This is a genomic window from Nocardioides dokdonensis FR1436 (assembly GCF_001653335.1).
In the GTDB taxonomy this organism is placed as follows: Bacteria; Actinomycetota; Actinomycetes; order Propionibacteriales; family Nocardioidaceae; genus Nocardioides; species Nocardioides dokdonensis.
In genome coordinates, this window is the sequence record NZ_CP015079.1 from 3,148,193 (window position 1) to 3,168,366 (window position 20,174).

A 20,174-nucleotide genomic window follows, 5' to 3' on the forward strand; every position below is an offset into this window, starting at 1 on the left:
AACCGATCCTAAGCCGTCGCCGCCCGGCTAGGCTCCCTCTCCGGTGAGGGTCGGTGGAGGGGGAGTCGTGCTGCACGAACGGGACCGCACCGGGTGGTCGGACTCCTCCGCGCGAGACGTGCTGCAGCTGATGGTCGAGTCGGTGGCCGAGCTGATCGGCTTCCGGGTCGCGGCGCTCTCGGTCGTGATCGGCGACGAGCTGGTGACCACGGCCTACACCGGTCCGAAGGAGCTCGACGAGGACGCCTGGGCGAGCGACCCGGTCTCCGTCCTCGACGAGATCCTGGCGGTGGCCGAGCCGTGGGGTCGGCTGCACTTCATCGACGGTGAGCGCCATGGCGGCGACCTGTCGGGGCACTGGGTGGTCAGCCTGGTCGAGCAGGCCGACGGCCCGGACGCCTGGCATCCGTACGACGGCCTCATCGGCGTGCTGCGCGACGACGACGGCACACCGGTGGGGGTGCTGTCGGTGGACCAGCCGCTCTCGGGGCGCCGGCCCGACCCGACGCAGGTACGGCTCCTGGAGCGCTACACCGCCCAGGCCGAGCGCGCGGTGCTGACGACCCTCGAGCGCGAGGCGCTGCTGGGTCGGGTCGGGCACGCCGAGCACGCCCGCCGGCTGGTGCGCAGCGCGGCGCGGGGCACGCACGGCTCGCTCGACGAGATCGTGGAGAGCACGCACCAACCCCTGGTCGAGGGCTTCGCGGCCAGCGCGTCCTGGATCCAGGTGCGCAGCGGCAGCGGCGAGGGCTGGTCGGGGGCGGGGATCGCGCGCCGCCGCGACGGGCAGGAGGTGCCGCTGCCCGCGTCGGTGACCGGGGCGGCGGGTCGCCTCGCTCCGGTGCTGTGGGAGCGCCAGGAGGTGCTCGTGCTGGACCCGAGAGGGGACGGCGACCTGGGGATCGACCTGCCTACCGACCTGCCCAGCGAGCTGTCCGCGGAGCTCGAGGACGCCGCGCGCCGGGGTCTGGCGTGGCTGGGCCCGGCCCGTGTCATCGGGGTGCCGCTGGGCGCCGGACCGACGTGTCTGGGGTTCCTGGTGCTCAGCCGTCGGGCGCAGGACCCGCCCTGGTCGGTCGCGGAGTCGACCGCTGCGCTGGAGCTGGGCCACGACCTGGGCTCCGTCCTGACCACGGTGCGCGCACTGGAGCGCGAGCGCCGGCTGGTGCTCGAGCTGCACGAGCTCGCCGAGGACCGGGCCCGGCTGGTGGCCACCCTGACCCACGAGCTGCGCACGCCGCTCACCGTGGTGGCCGGCAACCTGGAGATGCTCGAGGACCTGGGACCCGCCCCCGCGGCAGCCCGGCACCACGACGCGATGGCGCGCGGCACCGCCCGGATGCAGCAGATCGTCGACGACATGCTGCTGCTGGCCCGGGTCAGCGACCCCCACCACCCCCTGGTGCGCCTGCCCGTGGTCGTCGACCGGGTGGTCGCGGGCATCGAGGCGCTCGTGCGGCCCACCGCCCAGGCGGCCGGCCTCGACCTCGTGGTGGAGGTGCAGGACCCCACCCTGCTCGTGAGCGGCGACCCGGCCGAGGTCGACCGGGCGGTGGGCAACCTGGTCAGCAACGCCATCAAGTACTCCGAGCCGGGCGGCACCGTCACCGTGTGCGCACGTCGGGCCGGCGACGACGTGCTGCTCGAGGTCGCGGACGACGGGATCGGCATCTCCGAGGACGACCAGGCCACGCTGTTCCGGGCCTTCTTCCGCAGCAGCAACCCCGTGGCGCTGCGCCAGCCCGGCACGGGGCTGGGCCTGGTCACGGTCGCCCGCATCGCCGAGCGGCACGGTGGCTCCGTGGCCGTGCGGTCCGAGCTCGGCCGGGGCACCGTCTTCACGCTGCGGCTGCCGGCGGCGCACTGCTAGGGTTCCCCCGATCGACATCCTTTAACGAGCCGTCCTGTGAGGCGGAGAAGGAGGTCCGGCCACGTGAGTGCGCCTTCCGAGACCACCGACGAGGGCCGCGTGGTCCTCGATGCCCGTGACATCGCCCGGGCCCTGACCCGCATCTCCCACGAGATCCTCGAGCGCAACAAGGGTCCCGAGGACCTGGTGCTGCTCGGCATCCCGACGCGCGGCGTGGGCCTGGCCCACCGCATCGCCGACCGGATCGCCGTCACCGAGGGGATCACCGTGCCGGTCGGCGCCCTGGACGTCACCCTCTACCGCGACGACCTGCGCCAGCACCCGGCGCGCGGTCCGCAGCGCACCGAGGTGCCACCCGGCGGCATCGACGGACGCACCGTGGTGCTCGTCGACGACGTCCTCTACTCCGGTCGCACCGTGCGCTCGGCCCTCGACGCCATGAGCGACCTCGGCCGGCCCGCCGCCGTGCGCCTGGCGGTGCTGGTCGACCGGGGCCACCGCGAGCTCCCGATCCGCGCCGACCACGTGGGCAAGAACCTGCCCAGCGCGCGCACCGAGCGGGTGATGGTGCGGCTCGAGGAGTACGACGACCACGACGAGGTCCGCATCGCCGGCACGCCGGGCAGCGACACCACGGGCACCGACACCACGGGCGGGACGGAGGGGTCGTGAAGAAGCACCTGCTCTCCATCGACGACCTCAGCCTCGACGACATGGACACCCTCTTCGCCACCGCCGCCGAGATGCACGACGTGCAGCGCCGCGAGGTCAAGAAGCTGCCGGCGCTGCGGGGGCGCACCATCATCAACCTGTTCTTCGAGGACTCCACCCGCACCCGGTCGAGCTTCGAGATCGCCGGCAAGTGGCTCTCGGCCGACACCATCAACATCACCGGCAAGGGCAGCTCGGCGTCCAAGGGCGAGAGCCTGCGCGACACCGTGCTGACCATCACCGCGATGGGCGTCGACGCGGTGGTCATGCGGCACTCGGCCAGCGGTTCCGCGCTCCAGGTCTCGCAGTGGGTCGACGCCAGCGTCATCAACGCCGGCGACGGCACCCACGAGCACCCCTCCCAGGCGCTGCTCGACGCCTACACCCTGCAGCGTCGCCTCGGCACGCTGGAGGGCAAGCGGGTGCTGCTGGTCGGCGACCTGACCCACAGCCGGGTCTTCCGCAGCAACGTCAAGTGCCTGACCCGCCTGGGTGCCGAGGTCACGGTCGTGGCCCCGCCCACGCTGATGCCCAGCGGCGTCGACGCCTGGTCGCGCGAGGCCGGCTTCGCGACGTCGTACGACCTCGACGAGGTGCTGCCCCAGGCCGACGCCGTGATGATGCTGCGGGTGCAGCGCGAGCGGATGAGCGGCGGGTTCTTCCCGAGCGCGCGGGAGTACACGGTCGGCTACGGACTGACCCGGGACCGCCTCGCGGTGCTCGGCCCGGACGTGCCGATCTGCCACCCCGGCCCGATGAACCGCGGCCTCGAGATCGCCGCCGACGCCGCCGACGCCGCCCAGTCGCTGGTGCTCGACCAGGTGTCGGCCGGTCTCGCCGTGCGGATGTCGATCCTCTACCACCTGCTCGCCGGAGAAGGAGCCTCGTCATGACCGAGAACCACCCGGGACAGGTCCTCGTGCGCGGCGCCTCCCTCCTCGGCGAGCGCAGCGCCGACCTGCTGCTCACCGACGGCGTGATCAGCGAGATCAGCAGCGAGCCCGGCTCGCTGTCGGCGCCGGGCGCGCGCGTCGTCGACGCCGACGGCCTGGTGGCGCTGCCCGGCCTGGTCGACCTGCACACCCACCTGCGCGAGCCGGGCCGCGAGGACGCCGAGACCGTGCTGACCGGGTCGCGGGCCGCTGCGGTCGGGGGCTTCACCGCCGTCCTGGCGATGGCCAACACCTCGCCGGTCACCGACACCGCCGAGGCCGCCGAGCGGGTCCACGACCTCGGCCGCGCCGCCGGCCTGGTCGACGTGCAGCCGGTGGGGGCGGTCACCAAGGCGCTGGCCGGCGAGGAGCTCGCCGAGCTGGGCCTGATGGCGCGCTCACGGGCCAGGGTGCGGGTCTTCTCCGACGACGGACGCTGCGTGGCGAACCCGCGCGTCATGCGCCGCGCACTCGAGTACGTCAAGGCCTTCGGCGGGGTGGTCAGCCAGCACTCCCAGGACCCCGACCTCGCCGGACCCCAGTCGTGCTGCCACGAGGGCGAGCTCTCCGGTCGGCTCGGCCTGCCGGGCTGGCCCGGTGTCGCGGAGGAGGTCATCGTCGCCCGCGACGTGATGCTCGCGCGGCACACCGGCTCGCGGGTGCACGTCGCCCACGCCTCGACCGCCGGCACCGTCGAGGTGCTGCGCTGGGCGAAGTCGCAGGGGATCGCGGTCACCGCCGAGGTGACCCCGCACCACCTGCTGCTGACCACCGACCTGCTCACCGGCTACGACCCGACGTACAAGGTCAACCCGCCGCTGCGGCCCGCCGAGGACGTCGAGGCGCTGCGTGCGGCGCTGGCCGACGGCACCATCGACGCCGTCGCCACCGACCATGCCCCGCACGCGCGCCACGACAAGGAGCACGCGTTCGTCGACGCGGCGTTCGGGATGCTCGGGCTGGAGACCGCCCTGTCGGTGGTCGCCTCGGTGATGGTCGAGCCCGGCCTGATGGGCTGGAGCGACCTGGCCCGGGTGATGTCGACGACCCCGGCCGCCATCGCCGGGCTCGAGGGGCAGGGACGCGGGCTCGAGGTCGGGGCGCCGGCCAACCTCACCCTGGTCGACCCGAGCGCCTCGCACACCGTGGACCGCGCCGCCTCGGTGTCGCTGTCGCGGAACAACCCGTGGCACGGCCGCACCTTCGGCGCCGCGGTGCAGGCGACCTTCCTGCGGGGCCGGCCCACGGTCCTGGACGGGGTGCTGGTCTGAGCCAGGCGCTCGCCCGGCTGCTCGCCGACCCGCCGGACCTGCCGGTCGTCGGCGGGCTGGACGCCCTGCGAGCGGCCCTGGCCGAGCGCGGCAGCGCCGTGGTGCAGGCGCCCCCGGGCACCGGCAAGACGACGATGGTCCCGCCGGCGGTGGCGATGGCGTGCGAGGGCCGGGTGATCGTCACCCAGCCGCGACGGATCGCGGCCCGGGCCGCCGCACGTCGGTTGGCCTATCTGCTCGGCGAGCCCGTCGGGCAGAGCGTGGGGTACGCCGTGCGTGGCGAGCGCCGGACCTCGGCGGCGACGCGGATCGAGGTCGTGACCACCGGGCTGCTGCTGCGGCGGCTCCAGCGCGACCCCGAGCTCCCCGGGGTGGGCGCGGTCGTCCTCGACGAGGTGCACGAGCGCCAGCTCGACGCCGACCTGACGCTGGCGCTGCTGGTCGACGTGCGGTCGGTGCTGCGGGAGGACCTGCTGCTGGTGGCGATGTCGGCCACGGTGGAGGCCTCGCGCACCGCCGCGCTGCTGGGCGACCCGCCGGTCCCGGTGGTCGACGTGCCGGGGGCCCTGCACCCGGTCGAGCGGCGCTGGTCGCCGCTGCCGCCCGGGGTGCTGCGCCTCGACGACCGGGGCGTCACGCCGGCGTTCCTGGACCACGTCGCGGCGACCACGCGCACCGCCCTGGCCGACGGCGCCGGCGACGTGCTGGTATTCGTCCCGGGCGTGGCCGAGGTGGACGGGGTGGTGCGGCGGCTCTCGGGCGTCGAGGCCGACGTACGCCCGTTGCACGGGCGGTTGAGCGGTGAGCAGCAGGACCTCGCGCTGAGCGCCGGTCCGCGGCGCCGTGTCGTCGTCTCGACCGCGGTGGCCGAGTCGTCCCTGACCGTCCCGGGGGTGCGCTCGGTCGTGGACGCGGGGCTCTCCCGCGAGCCGCGCACCGACCACCGCCGCGGGCTCGCCGGGCTGGTGACGGTCCGGGTCTCGCGCGCGGGCGCCGAGCAGCGGGCCGGCCGGGCCGGGCGCGAGGGGCCGGGCCGGGTGCACCCCTGCTGGTCCGAGGCCGAGCACGCCCACCTCCAGGCGCACCCCGAACCCGAGATCGCCGTCGCCGACCTCACCGGGCTGGCGCTTGAGCTGGCGGTGTGGGGCACGCCCGACGGCTCCGGACTCGCCCTGCTCGACCCGCCTCCGGCGCCGGCGCTGGCCACTGCCCGCGCCACCCTCGCCGACCTGGGCGCGGTGGACGTCGAGGGTGCGGTCACCGACCGCGGTCGCGAGATCGCCGGCGTGCCCGTCGACCCGCGACTGGCGCGGGCGCTGCTGGACGGCGCGGGCCTGGTGGGGCCCCGTCGCGCGGCCGAGGTGGTGGCGATGCTCTCCGAGGACGTCCGCCCTCCCGGTGGCGACCTGGTCGCCGGGCTGCGGCAGCTGCGCCGCGGCGGAGCGGGCTCCGGGTCGTGGCGCGCCGCCGTCGATCGGCTGGTGGCGGTCGTCGGGCGGGGAGCGTCCTCGACCGACGGCCTGACCGACGACCTGGCGGTCGGGCTGGTGGTGGCCCTGGCGCACCCGGACCGGGTGGCGCGCCGCCGCCCGGGCGGGCCGTCGTACCTGATGGTGGGCGGGACGGGCGCCGTGCTGCCCCGCGGGGAGTCGGCGCTGGCCGGTCTGGAGTGGCTGGCGGTGGCCGACGTCGATCGCCGGGCGGGGGAACGGGAGGCGCGGGTGCGCTCGGCCGCGCCCCTCGACGCCGACCTCGCCCTCGAGGCCGCTGCTGCGCGGTGGGTCGAGGACGACGAGGTGAGGTGGCGCGACGGCCGGGTGGTCGCGCGCCGGGTGACCCGTTTGGGGGCGATCGAGCTGGCTGCCGCGCCGCTCTCCAGGCCGCCGGTCGAGGCGGTGGGTGCCGCCGTGCGCGACGGGCTGCGGCGCGAGGGGCTCGCCGCCCTGCCCTGGAAGGAGCCGGCGCGCGACCTGCGGGCCCGGCTCGCGTTCCTGCACGCCGCGGTGGGGGAGCCGTGGCCCGACGTCGGCGACGACGCCCTGCTCTCCGGGTTGGACCAGTGGCTCGACCTGTCCCGGGTGCGGTCGGGGCGCGACCTCGCCCGCCTCGACGTGCTCGCCGGGCTGCGCGGGCTGCTGCCCTGGCCCGAGGCCGGTCGCCTCGACGACCTCGCCCCCGAACGGATGCCGGTCCCCAGCGGGTCCACGCACCGGGTCGACTACACCGACCCCGAGCAGCCGGTGCTGGCGGTGAAGCTGCAGGAGGTCTTCGGGTGGGCCGCCACCCCGCGCCTGGCCGACGGCCGGGTGCCGCTGCTGCTGCACCTACTCTCGCCCGCCCGCCGCCCGCTCGCCGTCACCGCAGACCTGGCGTCCTTCTGGGAGTCCGCCTACCCGGGCGTGCGCGGCGAGATGCGCGGGCGCTACCCCCGCCACCCCTGGCCCGAGGATCCGTGGAGCGCCACGGCCACCGCGCGGACGAAGCCCCGCGGCGGGTGAGGGACGAGCGGTCACTTCTGCACCACCCAGCGGTCACTTCTGCACCCCCGAGCAGTCGATCGTGGCCCGCAGCGGCGTACGGCGGTGACCGCTGGGAGGTGCACAACTGACTGGTGGGTGGTGCAGAAGTGACTGCTCGGCAGTGCGGGTCACTCGTCGGTGGGGGTGCCGAACCTCGCGACGTGGTGCCAGAGCTTCTTGAGGTCCTGGGGATCCTCGATCCCGGCGATGACCGCCCGTCCGACCGTGGCCGCGTCCAGCAGCCCGTCGCGCGCGATGCGGCGGCCGACCTCGACCACGCGCGGGCCGCGGAACTCCGGGTGCGCCTCGAGGGTCTCCACCCGGAGCAGCCGGCCCTCGTGCCACTCCAGCGGTACGCCGAGCGCCCGGGCGTGCTCCTCGGTCGTGGTGCCGCGGAAGCAGGGGTCCAGCACGAGGGCCTCGACGTCGCTCGCGACGTGGACGGTGCCGTGGACGTGGGCCTCGATGTAGTCGTCCAGGAGGTCGGCGTCGGTCGCGTCGGCGAGGTGGAGGAGGCCGAAGCGGGCGGTGGTGGCCATCGCCGTCGGCTCGAAGACCGAGTCGGGGAAGCAGAACGTGGTGCGGTCGAGGACGGCCCCGGTCAGACGCAGGTGCGCCGACCCGAACCGCGGTGCGGCGCCGATGCGCCGTCGGCGGTGGTTGAGCGCGCCGTACTTCGGCCGCTGCGTGACCGGGGCGTCGTCGTAGGCGTGCCCGAAGATGCGCTGCTCCCACCGCCACCGGTCACCACCGGGGCGGGCGGTGAGGCCGCCGTTGCTGGTGCCCGTCTCGAACTGCGACCGGTAGACGCCGTCGCGGGCGAGCCGCTCGACCACCGTCGCGCCGGCGACCGGGCGGTCGGGGTGGAAGTTCAGCGTCACCCGCAGGGAACGGTCAAGCACGCCGCCGGTCGCCGCGCGGGCGACGTGCTCGATCGCGCGGTCGGCCCACCTGCCCTGCTCGCTCATCATGCGCTGATGATGCCTGCCACGGGTGAGAGGCGGTCCGGGACCGGATCACCGCGGCGCGTCGGGTGCTGACCGAGCCGGGTCCCCCGGGACGGGTCGCACCGAGGTGCACCCACAGCACCGCACCACCCTCTTCCTGACGCGACGGCTGTGATCGCGCACCGCGGCGGCGTACGTCGGTGACCTCTGGGGGGTGCAGAACTGACTGGTGGGTGGTGCAGAAGTGACCGCTCGGCGGTGGGGGGAAGCGTGGGTGCGACGGGCGGCGGGAGGTCCTAGTCTGGTGATGTGGGGCACACACCGGACGCCGTCGGGGCCCTCGCCCGCGCGCACGAGCACGCGCTGGGCTGGCTCTCCGGCCTGCCGGAGCGCGCCGTCCCTGCGGCGGCCTCGGTCGCCGACGTGGTGGCGGCACTGGGGGCCGGGCTCCCCGACGGTCCGAGCGACCCGGCGGCGGTCGTCGACCTGCTCGCCGAGGCGGTGGACCCGGGGCTGACGGCGATGCCGTCAGGTCGGTTCTTCGGGTTCGTGATCGGGGGCACGCACCCGGCGGGGATGGCGGCGGACTGGTTGACCTCGGCATGGGACCAGAACGCCGGGCTGCGCACGGTCACGCCGGCCGCGACCGCGGTCGACGACATCGCCGAGGCGTGGGTGCTCGACCTGCTGGGTCTGCCGCCGGACAGCGCCGTGGGCTTCGTGACCGGTGGCACCATGGCCAACTTCACCTGCCTGGCAGCCGCCCGTGACGCGGTGCTCGCCCGTGCCGGTTGGGACGTCGGGAGCCACGGCCTGGTCGGCTCGCCGGGGGTCCGGGTGCTGGTCGGGGCCGAGCGGCACGCCTCCGTGGACCTGGTGCTGCGCTACCTCGGCCTCGGCACGCCGGAGGTCGTCCCGGTCGACGAGCAGGGCCGGATCGACCCGGTCGCGCTCCGCGAGAGCCTCGCGGGCGGCGACGAGCGGCCGGTGGTCGTGGCCCTGCAGGCGGGCAACATCCACTCCGGCGCCTTCGACCCGTTCGGGGAGGCGATCGCGGCGGCGCACGAGCACGGGGCGTGGGTGCACGTCGACGGTGCGTTCGGGCTCTTCGCCGGGGCCGCCCCGGCCTACCGGCACCTCGTCGACGGCTACGAGTCCGCCGACTCCTGGGCCACCGACGCCCACAAGACGCTCAACGTGCCCTACGACTGCGGGCTGGCGATCGTCCGCGACCCGCGTGCGCTGCGGGCGGCGATGTCGATGCACGGCGACTACCTCATCCACGACGCCGCGGGGGACCCGTTCGAGAAGGTCCCCGAGCTGTCCCGCCGCGCCCGCGCGTTCACGGTGTGGGCGGTGCTGCGCTCGCTCGGGCGCAGCGGGGTCGCGGAGCTGGTCGAACGCCTGGCGGGCCATGCCACGGCCTTCGCCGACGGCATCGCCGCCATCGAGGGAGCCGAGGTGCTCAACGACGTGGTCTTCACCCAGGTCTGCGCGGCCTTCGGGGACGACGACCGCACCCGTGACGTCGTACGCCGGATGCTGGAGGACGGCACCGCCTGGACCAGCGGCTCGCTGTGGCGCGGACGGGCGGTGCTGCGCATCTCGGTGAGCAACTGGTCGACCACCGACGCCGACGTCGAGCGCACGCTGGCCGCCCTGGGGGTCGTGGCTCAGGCGTTCTCCCAGAGCCCGATCAGGTTGCCCTCGGTGTCGGTGAAGTAGCCGGTGAAGCCCATGTCGCCGACGGCCATCCTCTCGGTCACCGGCGTCCCGCCCGCCGCCGCGACGCTGCGCAGCGCCTCGTCGACGCTCGGTACGTCGATGACGATGCCGGGGCCCTTGCCCGGGAACTCGTCGCTGCGCCTGAACATGCCGCCGTTGATGAAGCCCGGCTCGCTGGGGCCCTGCTCGGGGTCCGTCGGCCCCGTCATCACCATCGTGTAGTCCATCTCCGGCACCGGCACCAGCTGCCAGCCGAAGACGTCCCGGTAGAAGCCCCCCGCCCGGTCGCCGTCGTCGAACGGGATCTCGAAGTGCATCACCTTGCCGCTCATGCTGCCTCCCTCGTAGGTGGACCCTCGACGATCCTCCGCCCGGGGGACGCGGTCAACGGGTGGGCCCACGACGACGCACTCCCCGCAGCTGCGGGGAGTGCGTCGTCGCGCGTGGCGGTGCTCGGCATCAGCAGGTGGGCTGGGGCCCGTCCAGGCCGACGTTCCAGTGGGCGCGGACCATGAAGCAGGGGCGCTCCTGGTCTGCGGGTCCGTACCCCGGGTGGGGCTCCGGGACGGAGGCGCCCGCACTGCCCGCCAGGGCGAGGCAGAGCAGGGCGCCGGATGCAGCGAGGATGGTGCGGCGGTGGGACATGGCTGGCTTCTCTCGGCAGGGGATGTGCTCCTCCCTCGAGGGTGCTCCGCCCATGCCGGTGGGGGTATTCGTCATCAGGCGTATCTTGCGACCCGTTCCTGCAGGTCGAGGTCGGGCTCGTCGCAGCCGCGGAGCACGGCGAGCGCCTCCAGCCGTCCGTGCACACCGAGCTTGGCGTAGACGTGCTCGAGGTGCTTGCGCACCGTGCTCGGTGCGACGAAGAGGGCCGCGGCGATCTCGGCGTTCGACGCGCCTGCGGCCACGTGGTTGAGGACCCGTCGTTCCTGGACCGTCACCGTGGCCGGCAGCCGGGGGGTCGGTCGTTCACGCAGCAGCCGCTGGAGCAGCGGCGCGACGAGCCTGAGCATCGTGAGGTCGCGCTCCGAGAACCGGCGGTAGCGCCGGTCCAGGTAGATCTGTGCGACGCGGTCGCCGCCGACCCGGAAGCCGAGCGCGACCCCGTCCACACCCGCGAGCGCCTCGCAGGCGGCCGCTGCCAGGGGTTGCTCCGGCCAGTGGACGAAGCCGACGTAGAGCGGTCCGTCCTCCGCCGCCTCGGGGTCGTCCCGCGGCGCCCAGTCGGGCAGGAACACCCGTTCGGCCACGACCCGCCCGGTGTGCTCGACCAGCGCGGCCCCCAGCCCGTCGGCGGGCACCAGGGTCAACAGTGCGTCGAACGCCGCGGCCGGGGGCATCGGGTCGCCAGGAACCGGCTCCGTCGCGACCAGGAGCGCCAACGCGGCCTGTTCGGCGGGTCGTAGGACCAGATCGACCATCGGTGGCTCCTCGGGGGAAGGCTTCGACGCTACGCCCGCCCGCAGTCGGGCGCATCTCCATTACTCGGCACGCGGCTCGTCTCGCGCCGGCTGGTCCCTGGCCGTGCCGGGGGTGGAGCGCTGCTAGAGTCGGCCCCGCTGCTCACATCCTTTAACGATCCGTCCTGTGAGGCGGAGAAGGAGGTACGGCGTGCCTCTGCATGCCCCTGCCCCGGCGATCCTCGTGCTCGAGGACGGCCGCACCTTCCACGGCGAGGCGTACGGCGCCCCCGGGGAGACATTCGGCGAAGCCGTCTTCAACACCGGCATGACCGGCTACCAGGAGACGCTCACCGACCCGTCCTACCACCGCCAGGTGGTGGTGATGACGGCTCCGCACATCGGCAACACCGGGGTGAACGACGAGGACCACGAGTCCCGCCGCATCTGGGTGGCCGGGTACGTCGTGCGCGACCCCGCGCGCATCCCCAGCAGCTGGCGCTCGGTGCGCTCGCTCGACGACGAGCTGCGCGACCAGGGGATCGTGGGCATCAGCGGGGTCGACACCCGGGCCCTGACCCGGCACCTGCGCGAGCGCGGCGCGATGCGGGTCGGCATCTCCTCCACCACGACCGATGCGACGGCCCTGCTCGAGCGGGTGCGCGCCTCGGGCGAGATGGCCGGCACCGAGCTGGCCAGCGAGGTCTCCACCACCGAGGCCTACGTCGTGCCCGCGCACGGCACGAAGCGCTTCACCGTCGCCGCGCTCGACCTCGGCATCAAGTCGATGACGCCCCAGCGGATGGCCGAGCGCGGCATCGAGGTGCACGTGCTCCCCGCGACCTCGACCCTCGACGACGTCCTGGCCGTGGCACCCGACGGGCTCTTCTACTCCAACGGCCCCGGCGACCCGGCGGCCACCACCGACCAGGTCGAGCTGCTCCAGGCAGCGCTGGAGCGCGGGCTGCCCTACTTCGGGATCTGCTTCGGCAACCAGCTCTTCGGCCGCGCCCTGGGCTTCGGCACCTACAAGCTCACCTACGGCCACCGCGGCATCAACCAGCCGGTGCTGGACCGCACCACCGGCAAGGTCGAGGTCACCGCCCACAACCACGGCTTCGCGGTCGACGCACCGCTCGAGGGCGCCACCACCACGGCGTACGGCGAGGCCTCGGTCAGCCACGTGTGCCTCAACGACGACGTCGTCGAGGGCCTCGAGCTGCGCGACGCCGCCGGCGCCCTGAAGGCCTTCTCGGTGCAGTACCACCCCGAGGCCGCCGCCGGCCCGCACGACGCGGCGTACCTCTTCGACCGTTTCGTGGACCTGATGTCCGCCTCCACCCCGAAGGTCGGTGCCTGACATGCCCAAGCGCGAGGACATCAAGAGCGTGATGGTCATCGGGTCCGGCCCGATCGTCATCGGCCAGGCCTGCGAGTTCGACTACTCAGGCACCCAGGCGTGCCGGGTGCTCAAGGACGAGGGTCTGCGGGTCATCCTGGTCAACTCCAACCCGGCCACGATCATGACCGACCCGGAGTTCGCCGACGCCACCTACGTCGAGCCGATCACCCCGGAGTTCGTCGAGAAGGTGATCGCCAAGGAGCGCCCCGACGCGCTGCTGGCCACCCTCGGCGGCCAGACCGCGCTCAACGCCGCCATGGCGCTGGACGCGGCCGGCGTGCTGGAGAAGTACGACGTCGAGCTGATCGGTGCCTCCATCGAGGCCATCGACCGCGGCGAGAACCGGCAGGTCTTCAAGAAGATCGTCGAGAGCCTCGGCGGCGAGTCCGCCCGCTCGGTGATCTGCCACTCCATGGACGACTGCCTGGCCGCCGTCGACGAGCTCGGCTACCCGATGGTGGTGCGGCCCTCGTTCACGATGGGCGGCACGGGGTCGGGCATGGCCTACGACGAGAACGACCTGCGCCGCATCGCCGGCGCCGGCCTGTCGGCCAGCCCCACCACGGAGGTGCTCCTCGAGGAGTCGATCCTGGGCTGGAAGGAGTACGAGCTCGAGGTGATGCGCGACACCGCCGACAACGTGGTGATCGTCTGCTCCATCGAGAACCTCGACCCGATGGGCGTGCACACCGGCGACTCCATCACGGTCGCGCCGGCGATGACGCTGACCGACCGCGAGTACCAGCACATGCGTGACATGGCGATCGGGATCATCCGCGAGGTCGGGGTCGACACCGGCGGCTGCAACATCCAGTACGCCGTGAACCCCCGCGACGGGCGCCTGGTCGTCATCGAGATGAACCCGCGGGTCAGCCGCTCCAGCGCGCTGGCCTCGAAGGCGACCGGCTACCCGATCGCCAAGATCGCCGCCAAGGTGGCCATCGGCTACACCCTCGACGAGATCCCCAACGACATCACCGTCCGGGCCGACGGCTCGAGCACCCCCGCTGCCTTCGAGCCCACGCTCGACTACGTCGTGGTCAAGGTGCCGCGCTTCGCCTTCGAGAAGTTCCCCGGCGCCGACCCGACGCTGACCACCCACATGAAGTCGGTGGGCGAGGCGATGTCGATCGGGCGCAACTTCACCGAGGCGCTGCAGAAGGCGCTGCGCAGCCTGGAGTCCAAGGACGCCGTCTTCGACTGGGAGAAGGACGAGGTCACCCTCGACAAGGCGGCGCTGCTCGAGGCGATCAGCACCCCGCACGACGGCCGCCTGCGCAAGGTGATGGACGCGATCCGGGCCGGCGCGAGCCCCGAGGAGGTCTTCGACGCCACCGGGATCGACCCGTGGTTCGTCGACCAGCTCGCCCTGATCAACGAGATCGCCGTCGAGGTCACCGCGGCACCCGAACTCACCCCGACGCTGCTGCGCAGGGCCAAGCGGCACGGGTTCTCCGACCACCAGATCGGCAAGATCCGGGGGATGAGCGCCGACGTGGTCCGCGGCGTGCGCCACGCCCTGGGCATCCGCCCGGTGTTCAAGACCGTCGACACCTGCGCCGCCGAGTTCGCGGCGGCCACGCCCTACCACTACTCGACCTACGACGAGGAGAGCGAGGTGCTGCCGCGCGAGAAGGGCGCGGTGATCATCCTCGGCTCCGGGCCGAACCGGATCGGACAGGGCATCGAGTTCGACTACTCCTGCGTGCACGCCTCCCTGGCGCTCAGCGAGGTCGGCTACGAGACCGTGATGGTCAACTGCAACCCCGAGACCGTCTCCACCGACTACGACACCTCCGACCGGCTCTACTTCGAGCCGCTGACCCTCGAGGACGTGCTCGAGGTCGTGCACGCCGAGATGGCCGCCGGCCCGGTGATCGGGGTCATCTGCCAGCTCGGCGGGCAGACCCCGCTCGGGCTGGCCCAGGGCCTGGCCCGCAACGGCGTGCCGATCGTGGGCACCAGCCCCGACGCCATCGACCTGGCCGAGGAGCGCGGCGCCTTCGGGCGGGTCCTGGCCCAGGCCGGCCTGGTCGCGCCCAAGCACGGCACCGCGACGTCGTACGTCGAGGCCCAGCGCATCGCCGCCGAGATCGGCTACCCGGTCCTCGTGCGGCCCTCCTACGTGCTCGGTGGGCGCGGCATGGAGATCGTGTACGACGACGAGGCCCTCGAGGCCTACCTCGAGAAGTACGTCGCCGCGGGACTCATCAGCCACGAGGCGCCGGTGCTGGTCGACCGGTTCCTCGACGACGCCGTCGAGATCGACGTCGACGCCATCTTCGACGGCGAGGAGCTCTTCCTCGGCGGCGTGATGGAGCACATCGAGGAGGCCGGCATCCACTCCGGCGACTCCTCCTGCGCGCTGCCGCCGATCACCCTCGGGGAGCTCGAGATCGGCCGCATCCGCGAGGCCACCGAGGCGATCGCCCGGGGTGTCGGCGTGCTCGGGCTGATCAACATCCAGTTCGCGCTCGGCTCGGACATCCTCTACGTCCTCGAGGCCAACCCGCGGGCCAGCCGCACGGTGCCGTTCGTCTCCAAGGCCACCGCCACCCCGCTCGCCAAGGCCGCGGCCCGGGTGATGCTGGGCGAGTCGATCGCCGACCTGCGCACCGCCGGCCTGCTGCCCGCCACCGGTGACGGCGGCTCGCTGCCGGCCGACCAGCCGATCGCGGTCAAGGAGGCGGTCATGCCGTTCAACCGGTTCCGGACCCCCGACGGCGCGCAGGTCGACACCGTCCTGGGCCCCGAGATGAAGTCCACCGGCGAGGTGATGGGCTTCGACCGCGACTTCGGCACCGCCTTCGCCAAGGGCCAGGCCGCCGCGTTCGGGCCGCTGCCCACGTCCGGCAAGGTGTTCGTGTCGATGGCCAACCGCGACAAGCGCTCGATGATCTTCCCGGTCAAGGTGCTCGCCGACATGGGCTTCGAGATCCTGGCCACCCAGGGGACCGCCGAGGTGCTGCGCCGCAACGGCGTGGCCGCCGCGGTGGTGCGCAAGCACTACGAGGGCGAGGGGTCGGAGGGGGAGCGGACCGCGGTCCAGCTCATCCACGACGGCGAGATCCAGCTGATCGTCAACACGCCGTACGGCGCCGGTGGTGGCGGGCACGCCCGCCTCGACGGCTACGAGATCCGGACCGCGGCGGTGATGGCCAACGTGCCGTGCCTGACCACGGTGCAGGGCCTGGGCGCGGCGGTGCAGGGCATCGAGGCGATGCGCCGCGGCGACATCGAGGTCCGCTCGCTCCAGGACTGGGCCGCCCAACGGCAGATCCAGCGGCAGATCCAGGAATGAGCCCGGACATGAGCCCAGGAGTGAGGCCCTACCGGCTGCTCTTCGACCGGGTCGCGACCCGGATGGACGCCGAGCGCGCCCACCACCTCGGCTTCCGGGCCGTGCGGGCCGGGTCGAAGGTGCTCCGGCACCTGGCGACGCCGGGTCGACCGGTCCGGGCGCTGGGCACCACCTTCCCCAACGTGCTGGGCGTGGCGGCCGGCTTCGACAAGAACGCCGTGGGCATCGACGCGCTGGGGACGCTGGGGTTCGGGCACGTCGAGATCGGCACGGTGACCGGGCTGGCGCAGCCGGGCAACCCGACACCACGGCTCTTCCGCCTGCCCGAGGACCGGGCGGTGCTGAACCGGATGGGCTTCAACAACGACGGTGCCGAGGTGGTGGCCGCGCGGCTCGCTGCTCGCGCCCGTCGCCGCGGGCAGCAGGAGCAGCTGCGGCCCGGCCCGGTCCTCGGGGTCAACATCGGCAAGTCGAAGATCGTGCCCGAGGACGACCAGGCCGCGGTCGAGGCCGACTACGAGCGCAGCGCGCGCCTGCTCTCGCCCTACGCCGACTACCTCGTGGTCAACGTGTCCTCGCCCAACACCCCGGGGCTGCGCTCCCTGCAGGCCGTCGAGCGGCTCGAGCCGCTGCTGGCCCACGTGCGGCGCACCGCCGACGCGGCGACCGGCGGGCGCCGGGTGCCGCTGCTGGTCAAGATCGCCCCCGACCTCGCCGACAGCGACGTCGACGCCATCGCCGACCTGGCCGTCGCCGGGCACCGCGACGGGGTGCTCGACGGGCTGATCGCCACGAACACCACCATCTCGCGTGCCGGGCTGCGCACCCCGGCGGCCGAGGTCGAGGCGCTGGGTGCCGGCGGGCTCTCGGGACGTCCGTTGACCGCGCGCTCCACCGAGGTCCTGCGCCGCCTGCGCGAGCGGGTCGGCCCCGAGCTGACCCTGATCGGTGTGGGTGGCATCAGCAGCGTCGACGACGCCCGCGACCGGCTCGCTGCCGGGGCCGACCTGCTGCAGGTCTACTCGGCGTTCATCTACGAGGGCCCCGCCTGGCCGCGGCGCCTGGTGCGGGGTGCGCAAGCGTGAGCGTGCCCGTCCACGTCACCGGGGAGGTGCTGGCGAGCAAGCGCATCGGCGCCTACCAGCACCTGACCCTGGTCGCGCCCGGCGTGGGGGAGCGGTTCCGTCCGGGCACCTTCCTGGCGGCCTCGATCGGTGCCCCCGGCGACATCGGGGGCCGCACCCGGCTGGGCCGGCGGGCGCTCTGGATCCACCAGGTCCGCCCGCTCGGCGGCTACGCCGCCACGGTGCAGGTCGTGGTGGAGCCGGTCGGGCCCGGCACCCGCTGGCTGGCCGCCCTCGAGCGGGGCGACCGCGTCGAGGTCACCGGCCCGCTGGGCCGTCCCTTCGCGCTGCCCAAGGAGCCGGTGCCGACCGTCCTGGTCGGCGAGGGGTACGCCGCCGCCCCGCTGTTCGCGCTCGCCGAGCGGCTGCGCGAGCGCGAGTGCCCGGTCACCCTGGTGCTCGGCGCCGCCGACGACGCGCGGCTGCTCAACGCCCTCGAGGCCCGCCGCACCGCCCGCGCCGTCACGGTCGTGACCCGCGACGGCTCCGTCGGGACCCGCGGCGAGATCGCCGACGTCATCGACGAGGTGCTGCGCCGGGCCGACGCCGACGTCGTCTACGCGGCCGGGTCGACCCCGATGCTGCACGCCGTCGCCCGCGCCGCCGAGGCCCACGGCGCCTGGAGCCAGACCGCCCTGGAGCAGCCGCTGACCTGCGCGACCGGGTTGTGCCTGGGCTGCCCGGTGCCGGTCGTGGGGGAGGACGGGGTGGCCCGCACCGCCCGCGCCTGCGCCGACGGCCCGGTGCTGCGCGGCGACCGGGTCCGCTGGGCCGACCTGGTGGGCACATGACCGAGCTCGCCGGGCTGCGCCTGGCCTCGCCGGTGGTCGTCGCCGCCGGGTGCGGGGGCACCGGCCGCGAGCTCGCGGCGTACGGCGCACTCGCGGAGCTGGGCGCCTTCACCACCCGCAGCATCACCCTCGAGCCGCGCAGCGGCGGCCCCCTGCCCCGGTTCGTGGAGACGCCCGCCGGCTTCGTGCACGCCACCGGGCTGCCGAACCCCGGCATCGACGGCTTCCTGGCCACCGAGCTTCCGTGGCTGCTCCAGCAGCGCACCCGCGTCGTGGTCTCGGTCGCCGCACGCAGCCTCGGCGACCTCGTGGAGCTGGCCCGGCGCCTGGGCAGCGCGCCCGGCGTGAGCGCCGTCGAGCTCAACCTCGCCCCGCCCGAGGGCGACGACCTGCTGGTCTCGCGCGAGCCGTTCCAGGTCGGTGCCGCCGTCGCCGCGGTGCACCGGGAGCTGCCCCGCGGGGTGCCGGTCCTCGCCAAGCTGCGACCCGACGTCCTGCGCGTCGTCGAGGCCGCCCGCAGCGCTGTCGAGGCGGGTGCCGAGGCGGTGGTCGTGGGCCAGTCGCTGCCGGCTGCGATGCCCGACGGGCGCGACGCCGGCCTCAGCGGCCCCGCGGTGGGCCCGCTGGCCCTGCGTTGCCTCACCGAGGTCGTGGCCGCCCTGCAGGTGCCCGTCGTGGCCTGCGGGGGAGTGGCCACCGCCGAGGACGTGCGGGTCCGGCTCGCCGCCGGGGCCGCGGCCGTCCAGGTCGGCTCCGCACTGCTGCACGACCCCACCACCGCCGCGCGGCTGGTCGCCGCCCTGGCCAGCCACGAGGGAGAACGCCGATGACCCCCTTCGGAACCCGTCTGCACGCCGCGATGGCCGAGCGTGGCCGACTGTGCGTGGGCGTCGACCCGCACGCCGCGCTGCTGCGCGAGTGGGGTCTCGACGACGACGTCGCCGGCCTCGAGCGGTTCGCGCTCACGACGGTCGAGGCGCTCGCCCCGATCTGTGCGGTCCTGAAGCCGCAGTCGGCGTTCTTCGAGCGCTTCGGCAGCCGGGGGGTGGCCGTCCTGGAGCGGGTGGTGCTCGAGGCGCGGGCGGCCGGCGCGCTGGTGCTGCTCGACATCAAGCGCGGCGACATCGGCTCCACGTCGCAGGCGTACGCCGACGCCTACCTCGACCCGGCCTCGCCGCTGGCCTGCGACGCGGTGACCCTGAGCCCCTACCTCGGTCTCGGCTCCCTGGACCCCTTCGTCGAGACCGCCCGCCGCCACGGCGCGGGCGTCTTCCTGCTCGCGCTGACCTCCAACAAGGAGGGCGCCGAGGTGCAGCACGCCGTCGGCGCCGACGGGCTCCGGGTGGCCGACCGGGTGCTGGCGCACCTGAGCGCGCTCAACGAGGGGGCCGAGCCGCTGGGCTCCTTCGGAGCCGTCGTGGGCGCCACCATCAGCGCCCCGGTGACCGGCCCGGCCTTCGACCTGGACTTCGGCGGGCCGGTGCTGGCTCCCGGCTTCGGCGCCCAGGGCGGCACCGTGGCCGACCTGCAGCGGATCTTCGGCTCCTCCTCGGCCCACGTGCTCGCCAGCTCCTCGCGCGACGTGCTGCGCCTGGGCCCCGACCCGGTGGCGATGGCCGAGGCGGTGCACGGCCTGCACGACCAGCTGGCGGTCCTGGCATGAGGGGCCGGCACGAGGGAGCCGGCATGAGGGCGAGAGCGGCGCTGGTCGGCGCTGCCGTGCTGGTGGGCCTGCTCACCGGCTGCAGCGGCGACCCGTTCGAGGCCTACTGCGAGCGGGTGGAGGAGCACCAGGTCGCGCTCACGGAGGCGGTCGCCGCGGGCGGGCCTGACGCCCTGCTGAGCGTGCTGCCCGAGCTGCAGGACCTGCGTGAGGCGGCCCCGCGCGACGTCGCCGACGAGTGGCAGCAGGTCGTGGGTCGGGTCGAGGCGCTGAGCGAGGCGCTCGAGGACGCCGACGTCGACCCGGCGTCGTACGACCGCGAGGACCCGCCCGACGGCATCGACGACCAGCAGCGGGCCGCGATCGACGGCGCCGCCCGGGAGCTGGTGCGTCCCACCACCCTGGCCGCGCTCGGCGACATCGAGACGCAGGTGCGCGACGTGTGCGGCACCCCTCTGTACCAGTGAGCCCGGAACAGCCGTTGTCGGGCGTGCGCGTTGCCGCCCGCTGAGACTTCT

At 74.2% G+C, this 20,174-nt stretch carries 17 protein-coding genes; 13 read left to right on the forward strand and 4 right to left on the reverse strand.

Features of this window, described 5'->3' with window-relative positions; translation table 11 throughout:
• Positions 1-67: 67 nt before the first annotated feature.
• The 5 genes from I601_RS14880 (at position 68) to hrpB (ending at position 7,282) form a co-directional block, all read left to right on the forward strand.
• Positions 68-1,870: a sensor histidine kinase gene (locus I601_RS14880; RefSeq protein WP_068111311.1), complete on the forward strand. Its 1,803-nt coding sequence runs from the start codon at positions 68-70 to the stop codon at positions 1,868-1,870.
• 63 nt (positions 1,871-1,933) lie between these two features.
• On the forward strand, positions 1,934-2,542 hold the full coding sequence (gene pyrR, locus I601_RS14885; protein ID WP_068111315.1) for a bifunctional pyr operon transcriptional regulator/uracil phosphoribosyltransferase PyrR: 609 nt from the start codon (positions 1,934-1,936) through the stop codon (positions 2,540-2,542).
• Positions 2,539-3,474, forward strand: coding sequence for an aspartate carbamoyltransferase catalytic subunit (locus tag I601_RS14890; RefSeq protein WP_068111318.1), 936 nt, complete (start codon positions 2,539-2,541; stop codon positions 3,472-3,474). Before pyrR ends, I601_RS14890 begins: the two co-directional genes overlap by 4 nt.
• Entirely contained in the window at positions 3,471-4,784 is a 1,314-nt protein-coding gene (locus I601_RS14895; protein ID WP_068111321.1) for a dihydroorotase, read from the forward strand. Before I601_RS14890 ends, I601_RS14895 begins: the two co-directional genes overlap by 4 nt.
• On the forward strand, positions 4,781-7,282 hold the full coding sequence (gene hrpB, locus I601_RS14900; RefSeq protein WP_472459328.1) for an ATP-dependent helicase HrpB: 2,502 nt from the start codon (positions 4,781-4,783) through the stop codon (positions 7,280-7,282). Before I601_RS14895 ends, hrpB begins: the two co-directional genes overlap by 4 nt.
• 149 nt (positions 7,283-7,431) lie before the next feature.
• Here hrpB and I601_RS14905 read toward each other — a convergent pair whose 3' ends face one another.
• Positions 7,432-8,274: a DUF3626 domain-containing protein gene (locus tag I601_RS14905; protein WP_068111324.1), complete on the reverse strand. Its 843-nt coding sequence runs from the start codon at positions 8,272-8,274 to the stop codon at positions 7,432-7,434.
• Between the two features lie 285 nt (positions 8,275-8,559).
• Here I601_RS14905 and I601_RS14910 point away from each other — a divergent pair, with 285 nt between their 5' ends.
• Entirely contained in the window at positions 8,560-9,975 is a 1,416-nt protein-coding gene (locus I601_RS14910) for a pyridoxal phosphate-dependent decarboxylase family protein (RefSeq protein WP_068111327.1), read from the forward strand.
• Here the strand turns inward: I601_RS14910 and I601_RS14915 are convergent.
• The 3 genes from I601_RS14915 to I601_RS14925 all read right to left on the reverse strand — a co-directional run bounded on the left by I601_RS14915 (position 9,924) and on the right by I601_RS14925 (position 11,396).
• Entirely contained in the window at positions 9,924-10,307 is a 384-nt protein-coding gene (locus tag I601_RS14915) for a VOC family protein (RefSeq protein WP_068111330.1), read from the reverse strand. The genes I601_RS14910 and I601_RS14915 overlap by 52 nt on opposite strands.
• A gap of 127 nt (positions 10,308-10,434) precedes the next feature.
• Positions 10,435-10,620, reverse strand: a complete 186-nt coding sequence (locus I601_RS14920; protein ID WP_068111331.1) for a hypothetical protein — start codon at positions 10,618-10,620, stop codon at positions 10,435-10,437.
• Between the two features lie 74 nt (positions 10,621-10,694).
• A complete protein-coding gene (locus tag I601_RS14925; protein ID WP_068111333.1) occupies positions 10,695-11,396 on the reverse strand; it encodes a helix-turn-helix transcriptional regulator in 702 nt (233 codons plus the stop codon).
• A gap of 190 nt (positions 11,397-11,586) precedes the next feature.
• On the opposite strand from I601_RS14925, the gene carA reads away from it, so the two are divergent.
• Genes carA through I601_RS14960 form a run of 7 tightly spaced genes read left to right on the forward strand, consistent with a single transcriptional unit; the run spans position 11,587 to position 20,123 of the window.
• Positions 11,587-12,735: a glutamine-hydrolyzing carbamoyl-phosphate synthase small subunit gene (carA, locus tag I601_RS14930; protein WP_068111336.1), complete on the forward strand. Its 1,149-nt coding sequence runs from the start codon at positions 11,587-11,589 to the stop codon at positions 12,733-12,735.
• Between the two features lies 1 nt (position 12,736).
• Positions 12,737-16,078: a carbamoyl-phosphate synthase large subunit gene (gene carB / locus I601_RS14935; RefSeq protein WP_068111339.1), complete on the forward strand. Its 3,342-nt coding sequence runs from the start codon at positions 12,737-12,739 to the stop codon at positions 16,076-16,078.
• A gap of 8 nt (positions 16,079-16,086) precedes the next feature.
• Entirely contained in the window at positions 16,087-17,163 is a 1,077-nt protein-coding gene (locus I601_RS14940) for a quinone-dependent dihydroorotate dehydrogenase (protein ID WP_179948540.1), read from the forward strand.
• Positions 17,160-17,993: an iron-sulfur cluster-binding protein gene (locus I601_RS14945; RefSeq protein ID WP_068111344.1), complete on the forward strand. Its 834-nt coding sequence runs from the start codon at positions 17,160-17,162 to the stop codon at positions 17,991-17,993. The genes I601_RS14940 and I601_RS14945 overlap by 4 nt, the downstream gene beginning before the upstream one ends.
• Complete coding sequence (locus tag I601_RS14950; RefSeq protein ID WP_068111346.1) at positions 17,990-18,823, forward strand: nitronate monooxygenase; 834 nt, start codon at positions 17,990-17,992, stop codon at positions 18,821-18,823. Before I601_RS14945 ends, I601_RS14950 begins: the two co-directional genes overlap by 4 nt.
• A complete protein-coding gene (pyrF, locus tag I601_RS14955; protein ID WP_068111348.1) occupies positions 18,820-19,656 on the forward strand; it encodes an orotidine-5'-phosphate decarboxylase in 837 nt (278 codons plus the stop codon). The genes I601_RS14950 and pyrF overlap by 4 nt, the downstream gene beginning before the upstream one ends.
• Before the next feature lie 23 nt (positions 19,657-19,679).
• Positions 19,680-20,123: a hypothetical protein gene (locus I601_RS14960; RefSeq protein WP_068111351.1), complete on the forward strand. Its 444-nt coding sequence runs from the start codon at positions 19,680-19,682 to the stop codon at positions 20,121-20,123.
• The last annotated feature ends 51 nt before the right edge of the window (positions 20,124-20,174 follow it).